The sequence below is a fragment of the Herpetosiphon geysericola genome, assembly GCF_001306135.1.
Taxonomy (GTDB): domain Bacteria; phylum Chloroflexota; class Chloroflexia; order Chloroflexales; family Herpetosiphonaceae; genus Herpetosiphon; species Herpetosiphon geysericola.
Genome location: NZ_LGKP01000011.1, coordinates 120,249 through 144,924 on the forward strand (window position 1 = coordinate 120,249; position 24,676 = coordinate 144,924).

Here is a 24,676-nt window from a genome sequence, read left to right on the forward strand (position 1 = left end):
TTTAGAATCATTCTAAATTAAAACATTTAAAACAGTCCTAATAGCAGAAATTTTTTTATTAGCAATTTAGAATCATTCTCATTGCTAAGGAGCGTGGGTCATGACAACCAGTGTTAGCAACCGCCACTTGCATGCTGAAGCGCAAGCTGAGCTTGACGAGCTTGCAGCCTTGCCTTGGATGCTGCGATTAACCGCGATCTGTTTGTTGGCGACGGGCTTGGGCTGGGTTGCTGGCAGCTTCGCTGCTGTACCAACCTGGGTGCCTTGGTTGCTGTATGTGCTCGCGTTTGCCAGTGGCGGCTGGTTTCCGCTGGGCAATGCGTGGGAAAGCCTGCGCCAACGCGAATTCGATGTTAATTTCTTGATGATTGTGGCGGCAATCGGCGCCGCAGCAGTTGGTCAGCCACGGGAAGGCGCAATTTTGATGTTTTTGTTTGCGCTTTCGAATACGCTTGAAACCTATGCCATGGGCCGGACCCATCGCGCGGTCAATGCGCTGCTGGAGATGGCTCCCGACCAAGCGACCAGAATTGCTGCTGATGGTAGCCAAAGCGTGGTTGCCGTAGCCGATTTGGCGCTTGGCGATCGGGTGCTCGTGCGGCCTGGCGAGCGCATTCCCGTCGATGGAATTGTGCGGATTGGTGCTTCTTCGATCAACGAGGCTGCGATTACTGGCGAATCGGTGCCAGTCGATAAAGCTGCTGGCAGCAAGGTGTTTGCTGGCACGCTCAATACAACTGGTGCATTAACGATTGAGGTAACGGTTGCAGTGGGCGATACAACCTTGGCGCGGATTATCGAAACTGTGGCTGAAGCTCGCAGCCAAAAAGCCAAAGCTCAAGATTTTACCGATCGGGTGATTGGCCAATATTATGCCTATGCTGTGGTTGCAATGACCCTGCTGGCGATTGCAATTCCCTTGCTATTTCTCGATTGGAGCGTTAAAACCACGCTCTACCGTGCAATGGCTTTGATGGTCGTGGCCTCGCCGTGTGCCTTGGTGATTTCGATTCCAGCGGCGATGCTTTCGGCGATGGCCAACGCCGCTCGCCATGGCATGTTGTTCAAAGGTGGGCGCTATCTCGAAGCTGCCGCCAAGATCAAAGTGGTGGCGTTGGATAAAACTGGTACGCTAACGACTGGCCAATTGAGCGTGACCCAAACCCTTGATCTTGGCCAACAGCCAACTCAACACTGGCTCAAAGCAGCAGCAGCGGTCGAAGCCTTCTCGGAACATCCTTTGGCCAAGGCGATTGTGACCTATGCTGAACAACAAAACATCAGCGTACCAACGGCGGTTGATTTCCAATCGATCACAGGCATGGGCGCGCAAGCAGATGTGCATGGCGAGTTAATTCAAGTTGGCCGCCCACGCTTGTGGGGTGAGTTAGTGCAAGCTCAAGCAGCCAAGCTTGAAGCAGAAGGCGCAACTGTAATTGGGGTTGGCACAATCGAGCAAGCATGGGGTCTGATTGCCTTGGCTGATACCGTGCGACCTGAATCCAAGCAAGCGATTGCTGCTTTGCACGCTGCTGGAGTTGAACGGGTGGTGCTGTTGACTGGCGATAATCGGGCGGTTGCCCAGCATGTGGCTAGCCAACTTGGCATCGACGATGTGCGGGCAGAATTGTTGCCTGGCGATAAAGCCAGCATGATTGAAGAATTGCAACAAACCTATGGCCCAGTTGCCATGGTTGGCGATGGGGTGAATGATGCGCCTGCCTTGGCCAAAGCCCAACTTGGCGTAGCCATGGGCGTTGCTGGCACCGATGTCGCCTTGCAAAGTGCTGATGTGTTGTTGCTGAGCGACGATTTATTGAAACTTGCTGAAGCATTGCGGCTTGGTCGGCGCGCCCAACGGATTGTTTGGCAGAATATTGCTTTTGCTGGCAGTGTGATTGTGGTGCTGCTCATTGCGGCGCTTTTTGGCAATATTGCCTTGCCTTTGGGCGTTGTTGGCCACGAAGGCAGCACCTTGTTGGTGGTTGCCAATGGCTTGCGCTTGTTGCGCCGCTAACCAAACAGCATAAAACCGAAAACAAAAACCATTGCTAGCAACATAAGCCATGCTACTGGGTCCTTGCTCAACTGACGATTCAGATTGGGCAAGGGCTTTTTGTAGGTATACTCGTGATCACACTCAAGGCATTGCACGAAAAAGCGAAACATGTGAATCCCTGAGTTAAGCAGGGGTGTCATATGCTGTTTTTTGCTGCCACCCTCAGGGCAGGCAAAACTGGTATGGGTTTCACTAGCGTTCGGCACATAATAATCGGCCATACAGCAGCTCCTCGTTTGGTTGGGCAATGAAGCGATGATGGAGATTAGAATTGCATCATAGCATGGCCCAACTTGCTTGAGAAGATTTATTTTTTTTGCAACCGATTGGCCCAGATTTTGAGGATTGGGTTGCTTTTTGCCACGAATTGCACGAATGTTGATGCTGCGAGCCACAAATTCCACAGATTGTTGCGATTATGCTCTCTGCTCTCTGTTCTGGCTTTCCTTTCATCCTTCATTCTTTAAACAAATTCCCCCTAGTAATTTTGGTAAAAATTTTTTATACTTGGAGTATTGATTTTCCTCGATGGTGTGATTCATCATTCTCTCAGGGCACACCCCCAATTACCACCCGGAGGTCGGCATGCGATTAGTTCATGGTCTTTTACTGCTGAGCTTGGTTTTTCTAAGCTTCGGAAGTGCCGCTAGCAAGCCCCCCAGCGCCACAATTCCACCAAAGTTGTATCTTCAACGGGGCACGATCGATCTCGCGGTGGCTACCCAAACCAATCAGGCTGATCCATGGTTACAGCCTATTGACGAGTATGCGGTTATTCAATTTAGCGGGCCGATTTTGCTCAAGCAGCGTCAAGCACTGGCAGCAACGGGCCTAGAGATTGTTGAATATCTGCCCGATTATGCCTATTTGGTACGCGGCTCAGCAGCACAGCAAGCAGCGGCCCGCACTATCGATGGCTTTTATGCGCGTGGCGATTGGACGTTAGCTGATAAGGTTCAGCCTGGCCTGTTGAAATTGCTGCAAAGCGGTCGCTATCAAGGCTTGCCGTTGCGCACCATTGGTTGGGATAACCAATTGACAAGTGCTGAACAAGCAGTCAACGCGCAAGGCCTCAAGCTCGATGCCATTCGCACGAGCAATCAAATGCTGCAACTGGCCCGAATTAACGAGGTACGCTGGATTGAAGTAGTCAGCACGCCCAAATTGATCGATCAGTATGCGCGCCAAGTACAAAAAGTCGAGCAAGTTTGGACTGATCGCCAGTTGTATGGCCAAAACCAAATTGTGGCCTATACCGACACAGGTTTGGATACTGGCTCGTTCTCCACCCTCAGCAGCGATTTTGCTAACCGCATTCATGCCACCCAGGTGCTTTCTACTGGCAGTAACTGGGATGATAACCATGGCCATGGCACTCACGTTGCTGGCTCAATTGCTGGGAATGGAGCGCTTTCTGGCTCCAACCCAGCCAACCATAGCTATACCAACTCGATGGCTGGGATTGCGCCGGAAGCCAAGTTGGTGGTTCAAGCGTTTGAAGCTGATGCAAATGGTAATATTATTGGCTTGCCAACCGATTTTTACCCAATGTATCAACAAGCCTACAATGCAGGCGCCCGGATTCATAGCAACAGCTGGGGCGATCTAACGGGGCCGATCACCGATACTGAAGCCTCGTATGGTGGTTATCCATACAGCGCTCAGCGCACCGACCAATTTTTGTGGGAACACCCCGATTACACCATGCTCTTTGGGGCTGGCAATAGCGGGGCCGATGGCGAAGTTGGTGAGATGGGTTTTTGTACTGGAGGCAATGGCGTGGTCGATCCCGATTCGCTGTTGACCCCAGCCACTGCCAAGAATGTGATTACGGTTGGAGCTAGTGAAAGCCCACGCCCAACTGGTGGGTTTACCAGTTTGCCTTGGCTTTTGCTGAGCTTTTGTTTTGCAACCGAGCCAATTCTTTCGGATACCCTTTCCGACGATGCCAACGGGATGGCGGCGTTTTCATCGCGCGGGCCAACTGACGATGGCCGGATCAAGCCTGATTTAGTCGCACCTGGGACGAATATCGTTTCTACCCGATCATATGGTAGTGGCGCGACGACTTTATGGGGTGTGCACGAAACCAATGGCAACTATGTCTACTCTGGTGGTACTTCGATGGCAACGCCCTTGGTTGCTGGCACGGTTGCGTTGATTCGCGAATGGCTGGCAACCGAAGGGTTGAGCACTCCCAGCGCAGCAGTGATTAAATCCATTGCTCTGAATACGACCGTGGATATTGCCCCAGGCCAATATGGCACTGGCGTAACCCAAGAAATTCCCTACAATCGCCCAAATAGTGTGGCTGGTTGGGGGCGCAGCAATTTGAGCTTTATCACCAATGCAGCGCCCTATGATCTTTGGGTCGATGATCATGCCGCAGGCTTGAGCACTGGCCAAACAGTGAACTACAACCACACCATGAGCCAACCATTAACCGTCTTGACCAATAGCCAACCATTGCGGGTAATGCTCAACTGGACTGATCCACCAGCATCGTTGGCTGCTGCCCAACAATTGGTCAATGATCTTGATTTGGTGGTGATTGGGCCTGATGGCACGCGCTACTATGGCAACAATCAGAGCACTGGCGATCGGACTAATAATCTCGAAGGCGTGATTATTAATACGCCGCAACTTGGCGCTTATCGAATTGAGGTTATTGCCCATAATGTGCCGATTGCCAGTCAAGCCTATGGTTTAGCTGTTGCTGGGCCATTCCGCGAAGGCGACGGCGGCGGTACGCCAACCCCAACAACTGGCCCAACCACCACGCCAACGACTGGGCCGACCAACACAGCAACCGCAACCAATCCACCAACGATCACGGTGAGCAACACGCCAACCGCGACAACCGCACCAAGCAATACGCCGACAGCGACAACCGCACCAAGCAACACGCCGACGGCGACAACCGCGCCAACCAACACCGCAACCAGCACAGTTGTGGTAAGCCAGCACGCGGTTTGGATTCCGTGGGCTAGTAAATAACTTCCATTCATCCAAAACCGCGATCAAACGTTTGATCGCGGTTTTGTTTTGCCCAAAAATCACCCTTGACAGCCCAATCAGCATTCTTTATACTCTTGATTGAACGTTCAATCAAGTTTTTGGAGTAGCATATGACTGATGACCAAGGCGAGCGCCGCGCGGCGATTTTGGAGGCAGCGCGGGCTGAATTTGCTGAAAAAGGCTTTCGAGGCGCTACGATCAAATCGATTGCGACGCGGGCCAACATTCAGTCGCCAGCCTTGATTTATTGGTATTTTCCGAATAAAGAAGCCTTGCTTGAGGCAGTGATGCAAGGCCAAATGCCGTTTTTGCAAACCACCCAAGCGCTTGATGCCTTGCTTGAACGTGAGCCAAGCCAATTGCTGCCACTTCTGGCCAAAGGCTATTTGCAAGCAGGCGATAATCAGCGCACCGTGCAGATAATGCGGGTTATCTTGGGCGAAATGCTGCTTGGGCGCAACCCAACCGATGTGCTCAACCAGCAGTTTGTGCCACAGGTCAAGCAATTTTTGGAGCGCTATTTTCACCATCAAATTCAGCTTGGCCGCATGCGCGCGCACGATACCCGCGCCAGTAGTCGGGCTTTTATGGGGATGTTAATGCCACAAATGCTGAGCAAGGTTATTTTTCCTAGCCTCCAAGCAGACGGCTTAACCGACGACGAACATATTGCAACCACGATTGAAATTTTCCTGAATGGACTCAAGCCAAAGGAGTAAACCCATGAACGCAGTTGAAGTTCGGGGTCTCACCAAACGTTACGGCAATGTCCACGCCCTCCAAGGCATCGATTTAAGCGTGCCTGAAGGCATGATTTTTGGCTTACTTGGTGCAAATGGCGCAGGCAAATCGACCTTAATCAAAGCTTTGGTTGGCGCACTCAAGCCCAACAGCGGCGAATGGCAGGTGCTTGGTCTGAATCCATTACGGGATCAAGCCAAATTGCGCGCATTAATTGGCTATATGCCTCAAGGTGTAGCGCTCTACGAAGATCTTTCGGCGCGCGAAAATTTACGTTTTTTTGGCAGTGCGCACGGCGTACCAGAATTAGAGCAACGGATTCAAGCAGCGCTGGAATTTACCGAATTGACCAGCCGTGCTGAGCATGCGGTCTATGGCTTTTCTGGTGGCATGAAAAAGCGGGTTTCGTTGGCCTGCGCGTTGTTGCACCAACCACGTATGCTGTTTCTCGATGAACCAACGGCGGCGGTCGATCCGCATCTCAAGGTGCGTTCGTGGCAACTTTTTCGCGAATTGGCCAACGCTGGCACAACCCTGTTTATTAGCACCCACTTGATGGATGAAGCGCTGCTCTGCGATCGCCTCGCCATTCAGCAAGCTGGCAAAATTTTGATTGTCGACACGCCGCAGGCAATTTTGGAGCATGGTCAAACTCAATTAACCATCGAACAAGCTGGACAAACCAACACCCAGCAAATCGCCAGCACGCCCAGCGCCTTGGCTGAATGCTTGCGTGGCTATGGGCTTAATCCAGCAGTGCAAGCCATTGCCTTGCAACCAGATTCATTAGAAACGATTGTGTTGCGCATGCTGCAAAAAAGCGAGGTGGCCAAATGAGCAGAATTTTGATTGTTGCCAAACGAGTATTAACCCAATTACGCCACGATAAACGTTTGCTTGGACTGTCGGTGATGGCTCCATTATTAATTATTTATCTGTTGAAAATTTTCTTCGATACCATGCCCAAGGGCTTCAACAATGCCCGTTACGTTATGCCGATTACGGCGTTTATGGTGCATTTTTTGGCCTTCTTGCTGTGTGCAATTGTGTTGGTGCAGGAGCGTACCGCTGGAACCCTAGAGCGCATGTTTATCAATGGCTTTCGGCGGATCGAGATTATTGGTGGCTATGTGCTGGGCTACATTCTGCTGGCCACATTTCAAGCCATGATTGCCTTGGCCGAGGCCTTATGGCTATTTGATTTGAGCTATGCTTGGGGTGATTTGGCGCTGTTGTTTGGGGTGATTTGGCTTTTAGCAATCACATCGGTGATGTTGGGGATGTTTATCTCGACCTTTGCTCGCCACGAAGGCCAAGTGTTTCCGTTTATTCCATTAATAATCTTGCCATCGGTATTTCTTTCTGGCTTGTTGATCAATCCTGAGCAACTGCCAACGTGGGCCAATTGGCTTGGCCATGCGTTTCCGTTGTTCTATGCCAACGATGCAATTCAAGAAATTATTGGCAAAACGCCAAGTTCCAGCGTTATTTGGACGAATATTGTGATTTTGCTTGGCTATGGCTTATTTTTATTAACCTTGGCCTCGCGCACCTTGAAAGATGTTGAATGAATGATCCACGAAGAGCACGAAGAACCACGAAGGTTAATTACTTCGTGCTCTTCGTGCTCTTCGTGGATCAAAACGAAAGCTAATTCCTACTGATAACTTACATTATCCAAACTGGGCATGGCAGCGATCCAGATTGGGCCAGCAGGAAAGACAATTTCAGCCTCAGCGCTATCGTAAAAGCGCAATGGCGCTGATTCGCTAGTTTTGCGCCACGTTGCTGTTTGCAGCGAACCATTGGCGAAAACCAAGGCGCGACCTTCGCCAACCACTTGCTGATCGATGCGGCCTTTGTCGTCGCCGATAATTGGCGCTTCGAAAACTTCCATCGTCACGATGCTTTTGAAGGTCAGTTGTTGCTCACTTACCGCGTCGATATGCGGCCTGCCGCGGCGCAAACGAGCATATTCGTTGGTGTCTTGGTTGTAGCGCCAGCCAGCAGGATCGTCGGGGTAGATGAAGAAATAATCGATGGTGCTAATTGGCTCAGCAACTGGCGCTTCAGGCTCAAACAAATAGCCAACCTCGCTCACATCTGCTTCGGCGCTGGAGCTAGCGCGCTCGGCGACATACTTGCCAATTTCTGCAGCGCTAGTATACAAATTATGCGGAGCTTCGCGTTGCAACGAACGGCGCGAATAATCGAAGATCTGACGGCCTTCTAAGCTCACCAAATCAATATCAATCACCAAATCGTTGCCGTCGGCTACCAAGCGCTCCAAGCCCTCGGGGCTACCACCAGCGTGGGTATAAACCGCACGAAAGCCCATGGCCCACTGCACAAAGTAGAGCCGTGCAGAGCGGACTGGCCCTAAATCGCCTGCAACTTCAACCAAATCGGGAGTGAAAACCGCCATATAGCGGGTGACGCCATACTCGGCCAAGGCCTCAAACACAATCGCTGCTTGGTCTAAGCCAGTTTGCGGATAGGCCGCTGGAAAGTTGTCGATCATCGTGATGTATGGGCGTTGGGTGAGCGTGCCACGCGCCATGGCAGGCCGCCCAGTGCGTGGGTCGCTACTGATCGGTGTAGCTGTTGGCACAAGGGTTGGGCTTGGTGGCGTGGTTGCGGTTGGCGCAAGCGTTGGGCTTGGCTGTGTTGTCGCGGTTGGGCTGGGTTGGGCTGGCACAGTCGCAGTTGGTGCTCCGGTTGTGCTGCACGCTGCTAGGATTAACAGCAAAATGATAAAAAACCATCGACGCATGCAAAAACCCCCTGACGCTGAACATTCAGATTATGATTAATCAGATCTATGGGCGCGAAAAGACCTGATAGGTTTGATTTTGGCTTACTATTTGCCAATTATCTGTTTGTAAATTTTTGGCAATCGGGCTATCAATTTCAACTAAGGCACATTTAATTTGATATTGATCAAACAATGGCTTGTATACACCATTATCTTCAGTTTGCATATTGCTATTCATAAAATCTCTTGGATATGGATCAAAGCGATTATCAATAAATACTGGCCGTTCAGGCAAATACCAAATCAAATCACCGCCACTATTATAGGAATTGTAAATATTTCCCGAGCAATTTTTGATTGAATCGAGAATTGATTGCGATAGTAATGGTGTGCGTTGAATCCAGCTAAAAGTAACTAAACTGATTGCGATAATCGCCGTTAGGCCTAAGATAACTCCTTGCATTGGCTCGAATGCACTGGTTTTGCTTGGTTTATAGGGTGTAGCTGCAAACATTTTGAATAATAACAAGACTGCTAGTACATCAAAAAATACATTTTGGCGTACTGAACGAAATGCCATAAAGCCAAATAAAATCGTAGCCAAGGCTAAAAACCATTCGTAATTGGTGCTTGGCTTATAGCGCCGTCGATACCAGGTTAATCCAACAACCAGAACCAGCAAGAAATAGGGATAGCTGGCAAGGCTGGTAAAGCGTTGCGGTTGCCATTCTTCAATATAGGCATAGGTGCTGCTATCGAGCGAATTGAGCGTAAAGAGCCATAATTCATAGCCATGAGGATTACATAAGCTAGCGAGAAATGAAAGCGCACTGATTGCTAGCCAGCGTACAACATCTTGGCGTTGCACAATATTTACGGTGGTAATAATGCCAATTAGCACCATCCCAACCACAAAGCCAGCATGCAGATTGGCCCAAACCAACATGAATGGGATAATCCACCAGTGATATTTCCGCTGCTGAATCATCAAAATTAACAGAACAAATAAAAAAATGGTGATAATTTGTGGTCGAATACTCCAACCTTTAACATTATCAACAATTCCTAGCGTTAATAATAAAATTGCTAATTTAGGGTTGATTTTTTCTGAACGATAAATTAAATACCATGTACAGAAAATAATGCTAGCAAATACTGCAACCAATAATGGATAACTCCCAATTGCATATACTATATACATAATTGTTTGGGTTAACCATTCATGATTTGGCCAAAAATTACCTTGATTTGTCCAACTATAGAGATCAGTGGTGATAATTGTGCGTTGCTGGACAATATCTTGGCCTGTGCGCAATAACCACCACGTATCACTTTGTAATGGAACGAGTAATGCCATCCCTAGTAACATGAGGCCAGAAATCCATAACAGAAACCGATCAAACGACCATTCTTGTGGTTTGAACCAAGCTTTGATCATAGAGTTTTCCCCGTGCTAAAAATCGAGGGCTTAGCTAATTCCATTATGTTGCTTATTTATGCCAATGCCATTGCGAAGGAATGTAAATTGCGCCAAATTGCTCGCCAATCGAAGCAGCATAGACCCGCAAATCGTGCTTGCGATCGTGATGATCATACGGATGGGTCAGGGTGTGATCGTACAAGGCAACCGAAAGCTCGTAATTGCCTTCGAGCAGCGGCAAATTTTCGATGTGATAATCGACATAGCCTTGTTCGGCAATTTCGGGAATTTCGAGGCCAGCAAAACGCGAATTTGGCCCATTGATATGAAAGCCAGTTCGATGATGAATCGCAACCCCAAAAACTGGTTTTTCAATTGGCTCGTGCGCTTGATAGTGCATGCGAATGGTTAAGGCTTGGCCGGTGGTCGCGGTCTGAATCTCTTCGCCAGCGGCGTTGAGCAATTCAACCTTATAGATTTCGGCCTCGTGGCTACCCCAACGCCGAGGATCGAATTCGACAGCTGGCTCGGGCGCTACTGCTTCGCTTTCAGTTTCGCTGCTGCCAACTTCTGGCTCAGGAGCTTCAGCGGCTTTTTCGGCCTCAATTCGCTCTGCATCACGTTGGTTAGTTTCGGCCAAATAGTCATCGATGGTTTCGGTTGGCGTGCTGTCGGTCATCAAATTGCCATGATGAAACCACAAGGCGCGGTCGCACAAATCGCGCACTTGGCCCATGGCGTGTGAAACAAACAAAATCGTCTTGCCACGGCGCTTGAGTTGATAAATGCGGTCGAGACATTTGCGCTGGAACAACTCATCGCCAACTGCGAGCACTTCGTCGGTAATCAAAATATCGGGATCGACGTTGATTGCCACAGCAAAGCCCAAGCGCATATACATTCCCGATGAATAGTGCTTGACGGGCATATCGATAAATTCTTCTAGCTCGGAGAAGCGAATGATTGCTGGGACTTTTTCGGCCATTTCGGCGCGACTGAATCCAAGCAGCGAGCCATTCAAAAAGATATTTTCGCGGCCTGTCAGGTCGGGGTGAAAGCCAGAACCAAGCTCCAGCAAGGCCGAAACCCGCCCATCGACCACCACCTTGCCACTGTTGGGTTGCAAAATGCGCGTAATTAATTTGAGGGTTGTCGATTTACCAGAACCGTTGTGGCCAATCAGGCCAACCGTTTCACCACGATTGATCGTAAAACTTACATCGCGCAAGGCCCAAAAATCTTCGTCGGGAACTGCTTGGGGCTTGAACAAGCCTGCGATACGTTCCTGAATGCTATTGCGCCGATCGCGCTTGATCGTAAAATGCTTGGAGACGTTTTCAAAAATAATCATCATTGCCTCGCTTAGAGTTCTTCGCCAAATCGGGCGCTGTAATGGTTAAACACATAGGCTCCGAAACACAGCACAATCAAGGCGGTGAGGCCAGTTCGTGCCACGCCGTCGAGGCTTGGCAAGCCAGGCGTTGGATAATCGGGAACATTCGTGACCCCACCATAGGCGATATCGCGATAGAAATCGACAATCGAGGCCATGGGGTTGAGCCAACGCACCAGTTTGGCATAATTGGCGCTAGCAATATTATCTAAGGGATAGAAAACTGGCGTGATAAAAAACCACAATTGCAGCACAATCCCCATAATATGCGAAACATCGCGATAAAACACAGTGATCGACGATAAAAACAGAATCATGCCCAAAATAAACATGCTTTCGATCACAATAATCACGGGCATCAATAAAAGCGTGGCTTTGATTGGTGCTCCAGTAATGAACATAATCAAAAACATAATTGGCAAAGCCAGCATAAAATTTACCAAATTGGAAATTAATGTGGTGATAGGCAAAATTTCGCGTGGAAAATAAACCTTTTTGATCAAGTTGGCATTGCTGATTACGCTCATCATACCTTCAGCCATGCCACCGATAAAATAATTCCATGGTAATAACGCCACCATCAAGAAAATATGAAAATGGCGAATATTAGAATTGAGCAGCAGGCCAAAAATTAAATAGAAGATCGAAATCATCAACAATGGGTTGAGCAACGACCAAACGTAGCCCAAGGCCGAATTTTTGTAGCGTGAGCGTAAATCGCGCAACACCAAGTTGCGAATTAACTCACGATAAGCCCACAGCTCACGCACTTTATCGACAATGCCAATTGCGCGATCAGCTAGCACCAACAAAATGCCGCCAACGATCCCGACCACCAAAGCCAAGCCAAATTTGAGCGCGAAGTTTTGCGAACGGGCTTGGGTTGGCAACAAGGCTGCTTGTTTGACATACGCTGCACTGGCTTTACTATCATCGGATTGGTAGCGCGGGTCGGAGTAGAGCACATCGGTTAGGATGGTGCCAATCAAGCCGCGCGCGGTTTTGAGGTCACGCACCCGTTCTGCTGCTAAATCTGGTTGCCGTAATTCAACAGCAATCTGATCAAAGCGCACCTCAAACGCCCGCACCAGATCATTGAGATCTTCGGCGTTGATTGCTGGCAGTTCAGTGCTGGCGTGTAGCGAAAAATCAAAGGCTTGGACGCCGATTAATTCGCGCAAACGGCGCCCAAGCTCATTGTTGGCTGGCTGATTTTTGAGCAATAAACCAAGCTCATATTCCATCAAGCGGCGCAAACTATCGCGGCCACCAGCCGCCCGCACCTGCTGAATCAGCTTTTGGGCGGTGTAATCGGCGGCGGCTTGGGCATCTTCTGGCGAGGTAGCTTGGGCAGTCAGAATTAAACTGCCATCAGCAGCAGGTGCGCCACAGGCTGAGCCAAAGGTATTGCTGCCAAATTTAGGCAAAATGCTTTTGACCACATTGCGACTAGCATCGCACAACTGATTTTGCAAGGCTTGCTCGGCCATAAAACTGCGATAGCGTTGCGGATTAAGTTGAATTGTGGCGCTTGCATCGTATTGAACTGTTTGGAAAAACAGGGTTGGTGCCGAAATCAGCAAGGTCATGCCAATTGTCAGCAACAACAAAAACCAATGAAAGCCGCCCAACCGACGACGTTTGCCATTTACGGTACGTGCGGCGTTGATGGTTTGAGCCATATCGTAATCTCCTCGGCGGAGTTTGCTGGTAAATCAAGAATCAACCGATGGTGGGCCTGATCAAAGCTGCCTTTATCGCTGCCAGTGCTTTCAGCAGGAAGCCGCAAGCTGAGCTGAGCCAAATCGAAACGACTTTGGTTGGCTAGGCGAATTTGGAGTTGTTCAGGAGTTTGTTCGATGGTGAGTTGAATGGATTTGAGCGCGCGCCAGCGGTCGCCAATCTCCGGCACAGTGGCGATCCACGCTTGAGCAGCAACCGCCTGTTGAATCGCGGTTTGCCACACGGCAATTTGCTCAGGGTTGTAAATTTCGTAATTATGAGCATAGATGTCGATAACGCCGCCGCTGGCCATGGCTTGCTGCAAATAGGTGGTTGCAGTGAGAGCGGTTTGCGGCGTGAGATAAACATCTGGCAAGGCAACCAAATCGTGGCCTGGCAATTGGCGCGGTTGCCACCAACGGCGATCGATCAACAAGTGGCGATCGTTTAATCCGCGTTGGATGTTGGTTGCATCGAGCACCCGGGTGCGTACCACGGTGCGAATGCCTGCGGTGTGCAAGGTTTGCCAATGGGCTTCAGTTACGCCGTCGCTGCCACCATAGGGAAACGCGAGGCTGCTGGCGGGTGCGATGCCTTGGCTACTTGCCAACGCTTGCCACTCGTTAGTGTCGCTGGCTAGCTCGTTGGCCTGAGCAAAACCAACGTACATATGGCTAAATGTATGACTTTCGATTGTTTGTTGGGCGGCCTGCAATGGCGCAAGCAAATCGCCAAAATACCAAGCTGGATCGCTCGCGACGGTGCCATAGGGATCGTAGCTGAACCATGGCGTTTGCGACCAATCGATGGTTTGCCAACGGCGTGGCGTGCTGGCAGCCCAAGCAAAGGTTGGGTCGCCCATCCAAGTACGGCGCTCTTGATTGCCGAATAAAAAATTGTAGCCATTGCCAAACCATGTGCCGCGAATCTGATGCGGCGCGAATAAAGCGAGCAAATTATGCGTGCCTTGGCGCGCTTGCAAGCCCAAACTCGTAGCGCTGCTAATCGCATCGGTTGGCAAACTGAGCGAGTGAATCGCCCCGCCCATAGCTGTTTCCCAATCGACGCTGAAGCTCACGGCGGCAACTGCGCCCTGCGGATAGGGTTCGATATAAATGCCAGCCGCTGCCATACTCAAATTATCGAGATAAATCGTGTCATCGGAAAGTGCGTGGATTGAAATTGCAACCCAAGCGGCTTGGCTGGGGCTTGGCTCGGTTTCAACCAGCAGCGGCGTCCAGGTTGGTAAACCTTGGCTATCGAAGCCCAGCAAAACTGGCGCTTGTTTATCAAGCCGAATATCATCGCCTGCGGCGTCGATCCAATGCACCCAAACCTGAATTTGGGCGCCAACACTGCTGCGTTGGGTGCCAGGGTCGATTAATGCTTGGAAGCCAAGCCGATAGCGCTGGCCTGTTTGGGCGGTTAATCGCGGCGAGCGGGCAAAACTATTGACCCCATACAGTTGCAAGCTATATTGATCATCGAGCACATAGCCATTGGTGGTATCAGCGCGTTTGAGGCCATTGCCCGTCCAGCCGTCAGGAATCCCGTTATCGGCGGCGCTGCGCCAATCGGCGTTGGCCAGAATGTTGCCGCCAGTCCATGTGCGTGGCGAGCGATCGGGGCGTAACCATTGAGCGATCAGTAGGCCGCCAAGGCCAAACAAAGCCATGGTCAACATAATAAATATCGAGGATTGACGAAACCGCTGCATGCAAAGCCCTTCGAGTTAGTGCGTGCTAAACGCAATAGCGCATTTTAACACAGGGCTGGCGGCTTGACAAAAAATGAGGCTCCCACGCTTTAGTCAGCTAGGCGCAGACACTCGCGCTGCTGCACCTGCATTTCTTCGGTCGAGCGAGGGCAAGCCAGCGCAGCGGCGTATCCAGCAGGCGCAGCGAGTGGCTGCACATGCCATTGATCGAGGGTATTTTCGCGGTTCCATTCCAGGGCTTGATCAATGTGCGGTTCGATTGAGACGGCAAAGCTAGAGAGTGGCAACGATAAACCCATGCCATGGGCTTTGATATAGGCTTCTTTGCGCGTCCAGCAGCGAAAAAATGCCGCAGTCTGATCAGCAGCATTCAGCACTGCGTGGCGCTCGCTGGGCGCAAAATAATGTTGGGCGATGCTCGCCAAGTCGTCGACTTGACGTTCTTGCTCAATATCCACGCCGATGGTGCTCAATTGGCTGAGGCCGAGCAAGCCATAGTTGCCAGCATGTGAGAGGTTAAAGCTCAGTTCAACATCCGCCAGCAAGGGCTTGCCATAGCTGTTTTGGCTAAATTCGAGGCTGCTTGGGTCGCTGCTAAGGTATTCGGCCAAAATCAGGCGCATTGCGCCACGACAAATCGTGTAGCGCAGCTGATCGCGCTCGAAGTGAAAACGTAGCGCCCGCGCTTGCTCCTCAGGGTTGAGTACAGCCCAAAAGCGGCTCCGTTGAGGTCGTAGCCGCGTCAAGTCGATCAGCCAAATGTCGATAGTATTAGCGTTTAAGATCATAGAGAGCTTTTTTAACCACGAAGAGCACGAAGGCGAGTTGGCTATTGGCTGTAGGCTATAGATCTCAAGTTTTTACCAAAATCTCCGATAGTTGATAGCCTACAGCCTCAATTCCTCTGCGCCTCTGGGTTAAAGTTTTTAACCACGAAGGACACGAAGTATATTTAATTTTTATCTCTTAGCGTAGCTTCGCGTTCTTCGCGGTTATAACTGAGCCTTTTTGACTTCTGACTTTTGATTTTTGTCTTTATCCTTCATCCCTCATCCTTCATAATTCATCCTTTTACTGTCGTGGCGATTATACCATCGGCTTGAGCTTGAATCGTATCGCGGTCGCTGGCGATTTCAGCGTCAGGAATGGCATCGGGCAGCGCATCTTCCATATAACGTAATGGCCGATAATTGAAGCCGATCAAGGCCCAAATTGCTGCACCTAAGCCAACTACCACCATCAACAGGCCAATCCCGCGATCAGGCCCAACCCCGAAGAGCCAACCCAAACTGCTGCTGAGTGCGCCGTTTGGTTCGAGCAACGGGCCAAACAATTTATCGGCCAACGGCCCAGCCAGCCAATAGCCCAGCGGGATGCTGAGCATTGCCAGCATTTGGTTGGTTGCTTGGACTCGCCCTTGTAGCTCTAGGCCAACTTTGGTTTGGATGAGCACTTGCCAGTGGGCGTTGACGAGCGAAATCGCAAACCACATTCCAAACATTGCCAAGGCCACCAACCATACCGAAGGCCGCAACCCAGCCAAAGCAATGAAAAAGCCTTCAAGAATGACGAAGCCGACCATGCCTTCGGCACGACGCTGCAAGCCGCCCCATAAGCTCATAAATAAGCCGCCGAGAAAGCCACCCAAAGCACAAGCTGCGCTGACAATGCCTAATTCGGCAGGCCCGCCAAACGAGAGCACCAACGGACTCATACTGATGCTGGCGATGCCAAACCAGATGTTGCCCAAGGCAAAAAACAGCACCATCGCCACCAAACTTGGGCGCTTGATGATATATTCCCAGCCGCGCACAATTTCGCGCAGCAATGGTTCCTCGCGCTTGTGATAGAGCGTGTTGGGGAAGCGTACCAAGAACAACACCCCAATCCCCAAGCTGAACGAGATGAAGTCGAGCAAAAAGACTCCGCCCAAGCCAAAGAATGCCACCATACCGCCTGCAATAAATGGTGCAATCAGTCCGCCCGTAGCCGAGCCAAGCTGAATCACGCCATTGGCATGGCCTAGATATTGTTTGGGCACAAGCTGGGTCATGGCTGCGGCATAGGCTGGGCGCTGGAAGGTTCCGGCAATCGAGCTAACTGCTGCCGTGAGGTAAATATGCCAAACCTCAAGTTTATTGGCCCATAGCAGCATGGCAATCACAATTGTCGAAAGCGCCGAAATTGTATCGGCAATAATCATAATCCAACGCCGATCCCAGCGGTCGGCGATTGCTCCAGCCAATGGCGAAACCAGCAAACTTGGCAGCATTGAGGCAATTGCGGTAAAGGCAAAATCGCTGACTGTGCCAGTTCGTTGATAGATCCAAATCCCCAAGGCAAAGCTTGATAAGCTTGAGCCAAGCATCGAAACTAGCTGGCCCAAGGCGACCATAAAGAAGATTCGTAGGCTGGGCATGCTGGTTTTGTGCGATTTTGATTTGGCGGCGGTTGGCTGAATTGGCCTTGGTTGTTGCCATTGCTCAGTTTGTTGATCGATGATTTGGCCTAGTTCGCTGGCCTGATGTTTGAGAAAATAATGGCCAGCGTGGGGAATCACATGCAGCGTGACGTTGTTGCTGAAATATTCCCATTCGCGGTAGCGCTCTTGGTAATATTCGGTCGCTCGATCCATCTCGCCGATGATACAGGCAATTGGGGCTTTGAGTTGTTGCGGCTGTTTTTGGGCAAAGGCTTGGGTGAAATAACGCTCAACTTCGCGGGCATCGTGGCGCAAACTGCGCATGACAAAGGTTTGCTCAGCTGGATCGACAATTTCGGTGAAGCCACCCAACGCCCGCAGAAAATCGCGATATGTCCGATCCGACATCCAACGATCGGCGGGCATAAGTTTGTTGAGCCATTCAAAGAAGCGGCCTGGCACGCGAGCCGCCGGAAAATTGCCACCGAGCACAATCCCCTGAACGTCGCGGCCTGCTTGCTCCAACAAGCGGCCAATTTCCACGGTCATGGCGCTGCCAACGCAATGGCCATACAACACAATTGGCCCTTGGGTTTTGGCTTGAATTTCGCTGGCAAGCTGACTCGCCACCACTTCTAAGGCTTGCAATGGCTCGTCGGGGCGGCTGAAATCGTGGCCAGGTAGCTCGGCGGCTAATAACCGATAGCCCTTGGGCATGGCTTGGGCCAATGGTTGATAGGTGATCGCACTGCCGCCACCATAGGGAATTGCCACAATCGTGGTGTGGTGTTTAGCCTGCGCTTTGGTTAATTCATAGAGCATGCCGCCGCTCTCAGTGCTGCTTGCACCGGAAAGATGGGCTGCCAATTCACGCACTGTCGGATATTTGAATAGCGTCATAACGCTGACATGGCTGCCAATTTTGCGCACAACCCGAATCGCTTTAAATGATTCGCCGCCTAAATCGAAGAAATTATCGTCGATGCCAACCTGATCAAGCCCCAAAACCTCGGCCCAAATTCCTGCCAATTCATGTTCAGTGGCGGTTTGTGGCGCAACGTAGCTATCGAGATTGCGCTCGTTGCTAGGGGCGGGCAAGGCACGGCGTTCAATTTTGCCATTGGGATTAAGTGGTAATCCAGCTAATTCAACAAAGGCGGTTGGCACCATATAATCGGGCAAGCTATTGCGCAAGGCCTCGCGAATGCTACCAATATTCAGGCTCTGGCCCGCTTCGGGCACGATATAGGCGACCAAGCGCTTATCGCCTGGTGTGTCTTCGCGCAAAATCACTACGCTATTGGCAACCTGCGCTTGGGACTGAATCGCAGTTTCAATCTCGCTTAACTCGACGCGATAGCCACGAATTTTGACTTGCAGATCGATCCGTCCCAAAAATTCAATCGCGCCATCAGGCTGATAGCGTACCAAATCGCCGCTGCGATAGAGCCGTGATCCGGCTTCGGCACTAAATGGATTGGGCACAAAACGCTCGGCAGTCAGATCGGGCCGCCCGATGTAGCCGCGCCCCACGCCAGCGCCGCCAACATAGAGTTCACCTGGCACACCTTGCGGCGTTGGTTGCAGCTGGCGATCGAGCACATAAATTTGCACATTGCCCAATGGCCTGCCAAGTGGTACGGTGCTGCTGGGGTAGCGCGGTTGACTGGGAATTGGGTAGGTCAGCATCGAAACCGTGGTTTCGGTTGGCCCATAGTGGTTTTGCAGTTGTACGCTAGGCTGAAGTTGGCGAATATCAGCGAGTTGCTCCCAAAGGCTGGCTTCGCCCGCCAAAATCAAGCGCTGCTTGGGAATGACATCGGCCAAGTTGTTTAGGCCGCGCATGGCCTCGAAATGGCTGGGCACAAGTTTCATCACATCGATGCGATGCTGGCGAAAATAGGCTGCGAAGGCTTCGGGATCGGTGGCGCGTTCGTAGGCCACGATGTGTAATTCGCCGCCGCTGCACAAGGCTCCATAAACATTGGTTGTGCCAAGGTCGGCGGCAAAGGTCGAAACCAAGGCATAGCTCCAGCCATCTTCGGCTGCAATTCGTTGCAATAAACCTTGAATATAATTGACATAATTGCGGTGTTCGATTGCCACACCTTTGGGGCGACCAGTCGAGCCAGAGGTAAATAGCACATACATCAAACTGCGCGGCTCAAGCGCCAAATTCAAGTTTTGGGTTGGCGCTTGAGCAATTGTCGGCCAAGCCTCATCAAGGCAGAGCACCTCAAGATCGAGCGCTGGCAAATCGGCGGCTAGCTCGGCGTGCGTAATCAGCAAACTCACCGCGCCATCTTCGAGCATAGCACTGATGCGATCTTGGGGGTAAATCGGGTCGATTGGCACATACGCCGCGCCCGCCTTGAGAATCCCCAACGCGCCCACCAACAAATCCAACGAACGATCAATAAACAAGCCAACTCGCATATCGCAGCCAATGCCGCGTTGATGCAAGCTATGCGCTAGTTGGTTGGCGCGTTGATTCAGTTCGGCGTAGCTCAGGCTTTGGCCTTCAAAATGCAAGGCTGTGCGCTCTGGCACTCGCGCCGCTTGAGCTTCGAACAAACTCACAATTGAATCGACTGCTGGATAATTGGCGTTGGTGCTGTTCCAGGTTTGCAGCAATTGTTGGCGTTCGCTGCTGCTCAGCAAGGGCAAATGCTCGATGCAGGCATCGGGATTGGTCACCGCATATTCCAACAAGCTATGGAAATGGCTGGCCATGCGTTCGATCGTGCTGCGCTTAAACAAATCGGTGTTGTATTCGAAGGTGGCACGATTGGCGGCTAAATTCAGATTAATATCAAATTTAGCGCTGCCAGTTTCAATTGCCCCGCCAAATTGTAAGCCAAATTCACCTGAATCGACAGTTTGAATGCTGGTGGTTTGATGCACAAACAAGGCTTGAAATAGTGGGTTATGGCTCAAACTGCGTTCGACTTTGAGCACATCAATCAAGTGTTCGAGCGGCATATCTTGATGCTCAAAAGCGGCCAACGAGGTTTGGCGCACTTGAGCAATCAGGCTACGAAAGCTAGGTGAGCCAGCCAAATTAACCCGAATTGGCAGGGTATTGACGAAAAATCCAATTAGATTTTCGATTTCGCGGCGGGTGCGATTGGCAATCGGCGTACCAATAATTAAATCGCTTTGGCCCGAATAGCGATAGAGCAAAACCTGAAAAGCCGCCATAAACAGCATAAACGGCGTGGCTCGCTCTTGGCGGCTCAAGCGTTCAACCGCCTCGACCAAACTCCAAGGCAGATGATATTCGACGGTTGCCCCAAGATCGCGTTTGACCGCTGGTCGCGCATGGTCGGTTGGCAAATTGAGCAGGGGTAGTGGGCCGCTCAATTGTGCTTGCCAAAAATTCAAATGTTGCTGATAAACTTCCTCAACCACATAACGTTTATGCCAAACCGCAAAATCGGCATATTGAATTGGCAGCGCTGGAAGCTCAAGCTGCTCGCCGTGTAGCCCAGCTTCATAAAGTTGGCCAAGCTCGCGCAACAAGACCCCAATCGACCAACCATCGCAAGCAATATGATGAATCGTCAATACCAATTCAGCGTGATCATCAGCCGTGTGCAGCAACAAGCCACGCAGCATTAAATCTTTGCTGAGATCAAACGGTTGCTGACTGTGGCGCTCGATCTGCTGCTGGCGTTGGCTGGCTTGTTGCTCGTTGCTCAGCCCACGGAGATCAACAAGCTCCAAATCAAGGCTGCGGAATGGCTGAATGACCTGCATTGGCTCGTCGTTGAGCACTTCGATCGTGCTACGTAACACTTCATGGCGCTGAATAATTTTATCAAGACAAGTTTGCAGTACAGAAACATTAATTTCACCAGCAATGCTGAATGTAGCTGGGATGTGATAAGCGGCGCTTTCTGGTTGCCACTGGCTTAAAAACCACAGTCGTTGTTGGGCAAACGAAAGTTCAAAGGCTGGGTGTTCACCGACGCGGGCCAGCGCTGGAATGCTGGGCACTGGCTTGGCGGCTTGGCGTTGGCGCAAACGTTGGGCCAACAAGGCGCGGCGTTCTGGCGAAAGATCTTCAAGCTGGCGTGCGACTTCGGTCATACTTGCTCACCTCGGCGTTGTTTCAAGCGTTGAGCTAAGAGCGCTCGTTGTTCAGCGGGCAGGGCTGCCAACTGGGCGGCTCGTTGCACTTTGGGGTCGGGAGTCAAGCTTGGCACGACGCTAGTTTGGCGCGGTTGCAGGTTGAGAAAATAGCGTTCGAAATGTTCGATGCCAATATTGTTGATAAAATTGAGGGCCGCAGCTTGCGAACGTTGAGCCAAATCGTTGTAATGCTCACGATCATTCAGCAAACGGCGCAAGGTTGTTTCCCAAGGCGTAACATCTTGGGTCGGCACAACTGGAATTGCCGTATAAACTTTGGCTGAAATGCTGCTATATTCGCGAATTTGGGTGACTGGCAGCAGATATTCTACGCCCAGTTTGGCTTCGGGCAAGCCGCCAACATCGCTTGCCAGCACTGGAATGCCGCGCAGCATCGCGTCAACCACCACCTGGCCAAACGATTCGCCCCACAGCGATGGCACCAGCAGCACCTTGACATGCTTGAGCACCTCGTTCATATCGGGCGAGGGCTGAATAAATTGTACATTTGGCAAGGCTTCGAGAATCGCTCGATCTTTGCCAGTGGTTGACCACGTGGGCACGGCTGCAAACTGTACTTCGGGCATGCGCTGGGCTAATTCAATAAAAATTGGGCTGCCCTTGAGCATCGACGGATTGATCATTGTGACCGCGCCTTGATCGAAGTTGGCAAGGAAGGGAAATGGGCCTTCGCCATACGATGGAAAGCGCAGCACGGTCGAATCGAGATTGCCCCATTCTTTGGCGTAGCGTTGCAAATATTCGCTCACGCAGATTAAATCGGCCATTTGTTGCAAGGTGCGGGTTTTGGTGGGGTCGTCAACGAAGCATTCGGGGCCGAATGGCAGGGTTGCTTGGCTATGCGAAAGAAAAATAGCGCGGCCCGGATTGGCTTCGTGGGCCACCTCGACCCATAAAAATGAGCGATCTTCGGTGACAATCGTCCAATCGATGTTAAATTCTTTAGTAACTTGGTGAATGAGTTTGGTGAAGAAGCTCAGTGAGCCGCCTGAGGCATAGACATCAACCCCATTCATGTGGTAATGCACCATATCGGGATGGGTTGCATCGACCACCTGAATTTGGCGTTGTTCAAGTTGCTTGAGCAACTTTTCTTTGCCATTCTTTTCGCGATTTTCTTCCAGCGGGTAGAGCACGATACATTTGTGGCCGCGCTGGACGAGGCCTTCCATCAAAAAACGATTGGCTTTATGTGCCCCGCCAGAGACGAACAAATAATCAAGCGGCTGAATCAGCAAAAAATTCATGCGGTGAGCGCTCCTTCATCAGCTAACAAGGCTTGAATTTCTTCATCGGAGAGGCCATCAAGTTCGTTCAACAGGTCGGCTAGTTCGGCATCATCGGCGTTGGCAATTTGATACTGCTCGATCAATTGGGCGGTGGCGGCGATGGTTGGCTCAACGCCCAGCAACACTGAGAGCGGAATTTCCACCGCAAAGGTGCTGCGAATTGCTGAAACAATTTGGGTCGCTAACAGCGAGTGTCCGCCAGCATCAAAAAAATCATCAAGCACACCAATGTTGGGCGTATCCAAAATATTTTCCCAAATTGCGGCGATCTGCTGTTCAAGCGGCGTGCGTGGGGCAACATAATGTTCACTAACGGTCAGCAAGGCAAAATCTGGCTCAGGCAAGGCTGCTAAATCGAGCTTGCCATTGGGTGTGCGTGGCAATTCTTTCACGACGGTATACGAGAGCGGTACCATATATTTGGGCAGCATACTCTCCAAATAGCGGTAAATATCGCGATAGTATGGTATCACTTCGCCGTGTAACACCAAATACGAGACCAAACGCTCGGTCTGGTTATGGTCGTGATGCAGCGTTACGACGGCGTGGCGCACATTGGGATATTCCATCAACAGCATTTCAATTTCGCCAGGATCGATCCGATAGCCGCGATGCTTAATTTGATGATCGATGCGTCCGCGAAACTCAAGGCTGCCATCATTCAAGCGCCTCACCAAATCGCCAGTGCGATACATTCGACTGCCCGCTTGGTCGCTCCATGGATTGGGCAAAAAGCGCTCGGCAGTTTGTTCGCCAAGGCCGAGATAGCCATGGGCTAAGCCAACGCTGCTGACCAATAATTCGCCAACCGCCTCGCCTTCGACCAAATTTAAGTGTTCATCGACGATATAGGTTTGGCTATTGCTAATCGCGTTGCCAATGCTGACGGCCATGCCATAGCGCAAAGGCTGGCTCATGGTGGCGCAAACCGTAACTTCGGTTGGGCCATAGGCATTGATAAAACGGCGGTTTGTCCCCCAACGCGCTACAATTTCGGCAGTACAAGCCTCGCCTGCAGAAACAATGGTTTGTAAATTGGGCAAGTCGCGTGGATCGAGCAACGCCAGCACTGAAGGCGGCAGGGTTGCAACCGTGATGTGGTGATCCCGTAGGGTCGTCAATAAATCTGGGCCTGGTAAAAGATCGTTCGTTGGGGCTACAAACAAAGTCGCAGCCTGAAAAAAAGCTGTGATCATTTCAGAAATCGAAGCATCAAAGCTTGGCGAGGCAAATTGCAAAACTCGCGATTGGCTGTTAATGCCAAAGCGTTCAGCTTGGGCAGCCGCCAAATTGGCCAAGCCGCGATGTGGCACGAGCACACCTTTGGGCTTGCCAGTCGAGCCAGAGGTATAAATGATATAAGCGAGATCGTCGGGTGTAAGTTGATGTTCAGGGGCATGGCTTGGTTGCTGGGCAAGCTCAGCGGCTAATTGCTCAACAGTATGCAATTGTTGCTCAGGAAATTGGCTGGCGGTGAGTTGGGTTGCCAGTACCAAACTCGCGCCGCTATTGCCCAACATATATTTAAGCCGTTCTTGGGGATAACTCGGATCAAGCGGCAAGTAGACTGCGCCCGCCTTCCAAATCGCCACGGCGGCGATCATTGCCTCGACTGAGCGCTCAAAGCATGCGCCAACTGTGTGGCCACGGCGCACTCCTTGACGGTGCAAATAATGGGCAAGCTGATTGGTGCGCTGTTCGAATTCAGCGTAACTTAACTTGAATGTGCTGGTAGCAATGGCAATAGCCTGTGGTGAATGCTGGGCGTGCGTGCTGATAACATCATGCACAAAAACTGTGCCTGTGCGGTCGGCGGTGATCGGCGCTAATGTCGCTATTGACATAACACGGCTCCTTCGCATCGTTTTAGATTGTAGTTTTAGCATTGTTGCGATGCCTATGGGCGCAGCGATAGCCTCAGCGCAACCGCCAAAGGCCCCGTAGGCAGGGCATGAGAAATCTAGTTGAGGATTGATTAAATGACA

Annotated in this window: 15 protein-coding genes; 5 read left to right on the forward strand and 10 right to left on the reverse strand. The window is 51.0% G+C overall.

The features are described from left to right. Positions 1 to 100 precede the first annotated feature (100 nt). On the forward strand, positions 101 to 2,017 hold the full coding sequence (locus tag SE18_RS05780) for a heavy metal translocating P-type ATPase (protein ID WP_054533481.1): 1,917 nt from the start codon (positions 101 to 103) through the stop codon (positions 2,015 to 2,017). Here SE18_RS05780 and SE18_RS05785 read toward each other — a convergent pair. Continuing rightward, positions 2,014 to 2,280 carry a hypothetical protein gene (locus SE18_RS05785; protein ID WP_054533482.1) on the reverse strand — a complete coding sequence of 89 codons (267 nt, stop codon included), beginning with the start codon at positions 2,278 to 2,280 and terminating at the stop codon, positions 2,014 to 2,016. The two genes, SE18_RS05780 and SE18_RS05785, sit on opposite strands and share 4 nt — an antisense overlap. Positions 2,281 to 2,644: 364 nt before the next feature. Here SE18_RS05785 and SE18_RS05790 point away from each other — a divergent pair, with 364 nt between their 5' ends. The 4 genes from SE18_RS05790 (at position 2,645) to SE18_RS05805 (ending at position 7,389) form a co-directional block, all read left to right on the forward strand. Then, positions 2,645 to 5,056 carry a S8 family serine peptidase gene (locus SE18_RS05790; protein WP_054533483.1) on the forward strand — a complete coding sequence of 804 codons (2,412 nt, stop codon included), beginning with the start codon at positions 2,645 to 2,647 and terminating at the stop codon, positions 5,054 to 5,056. A gap of 131 nt (positions 5,057 to 5,187) precedes the next feature. Next, a complete protein-coding gene (locus SE18_RS05795) occupies positions 5,188 to 5,796 on the forward strand; it encodes a TetR/AcrR family transcriptional regulator (RefSeq protein WP_054533484.1) in 609 nt (202 codons plus the stop codon). A gap of 4 nt (positions 5,797 to 5,800) precedes the next feature. Beyond that, a complete protein-coding gene (locus SE18_RS05800) occupies positions 5,801 to 6,655 on the forward strand; it encodes an ABC transporter ATP-binding protein (protein WP_054533485.1) in 855 nt (284 codons plus the stop codon). Then, positions 6,652 to 7,389, forward strand: a complete 738-nt coding sequence (locus SE18_RS05805; RefSeq protein ID WP_054533486.1) for an ABC transporter permease — start codon at positions 6,652 to 6,654, stop codon at positions 7,387 to 7,389. The genes SE18_RS05800 and SE18_RS05805 overlap by 4 nt, the downstream gene beginning before the upstream one ends. 86 nt (positions 7,390 to 7,475) lie before the next feature. Here the strand turns inward: SE18_RS05805 and SE18_RS05810 are convergent, their stop codons facing one another. The 9 genes from SE18_RS05810 to SE18_RS05850 all read right to left on the reverse strand — a co-directional run bounded on the left by SE18_RS05810 (position 7,476) and on the right by SE18_RS05850 (position 24,535). After that, positions 7,476 to 8,591 (reverse strand): DUF3048 domain-containing protein, encoded by a 1,116-nt coding sequence (locus tag SE18_RS05810; protein WP_054533487.1) that lies wholly within the window; start codon positions 8,589 to 8,591, stop codon positions 7,476 to 7,478. 46 nt (positions 8,592 to 8,637) lie between these two features. Next, on the reverse strand, positions 8,638 to 10,011 hold the full coding sequence (locus SE18_RS05815) for a hypothetical protein (protein ID WP_054533488.1): 1,374 nt from the start codon (positions 10,009 to 10,011) through the stop codon (positions 8,638 to 8,640). Between the two features lie 52 nt (positions 10,012 to 10,063). After that, positions 10,064 to 11,344: an ABC transporter ATP-binding protein gene (locus tag SE18_RS05820; protein WP_054533489.1), complete on the reverse strand. Its 1,281-nt coding sequence runs from the start codon at positions 11,342 to 11,344 to the stop codon at positions 10,064 to 10,066. A gap of 11 nt (positions 11,345 to 11,355) precedes the next feature. Next, positions 11,356 to 13,068 (reverse strand): ABC transporter permease, encoded by a 1,713-nt coding sequence (locus SE18_RS05825; RefSeq protein WP_054533490.1) that lies wholly within the window; start codon positions 13,066 to 13,068, stop codon positions 11,356 to 11,358. Continuing rightward, a complete protein-coding gene (locus SE18_RS05830) occupies positions 13,035 to 14,825 on the reverse strand; it encodes a polysaccharide deacetylase family protein (protein ID WP_152976560.1) in 1,791 nt (596 codons plus the stop codon). Before SE18_RS05830 ends, SE18_RS05825 begins: the two co-directional genes overlap by 34 nt. 89 nt (positions 14,826 to 14,914) lie before the next feature. Continuing rightward, positions 14,915 to 15,613, reverse strand: coding sequence for a 4'-phosphopantetheinyl transferase family protein (locus tag SE18_RS05835; RefSeq protein ID WP_054533492.1), 699 nt, complete (start codon positions 15,611 to 15,613; stop codon positions 14,915 to 14,917). A gap of 275 nt (positions 15,614 to 15,888) precedes the next feature. Further along, positions 15,889 to 21,339 (reverse strand): non-ribosomal peptide synthetase/MFS transporter, encoded by a 5,451-nt coding sequence (locus SE18_RS05840; protein WP_054533493.1) that lies wholly within the window; start codon positions 21,337 to 21,339, stop codon positions 15,889 to 15,891. Further along, positions 21,336 to 22,649 (reverse strand): glycosyltransferase family 4 protein, encoded by a 1,314-nt coding sequence (locus tag SE18_RS05845; protein WP_054533494.1) that lies wholly within the window; start codon positions 22,647 to 22,649, stop codon positions 21,336 to 21,338. Before SE18_RS05845 ends, SE18_RS05840 begins: the two co-directional genes overlap by 4 nt. Beyond that, positions 22,646 to 24,535 carry a non-ribosomal peptide synthetase gene (locus tag SE18_RS05850; RefSeq protein WP_054533495.1) on the reverse strand — a complete coding sequence of 630 codons (1,890 nt, stop codon included), beginning with the start codon at positions 24,533 to 24,535 and terminating at the stop codon, positions 22,646 to 22,648. Before SE18_RS05850 ends, SE18_RS05845 begins: the two co-directional genes overlap by 4 nt. Between the last annotated feature and the right edge of the window lie 141 nt (positions 24,536 to 24,676).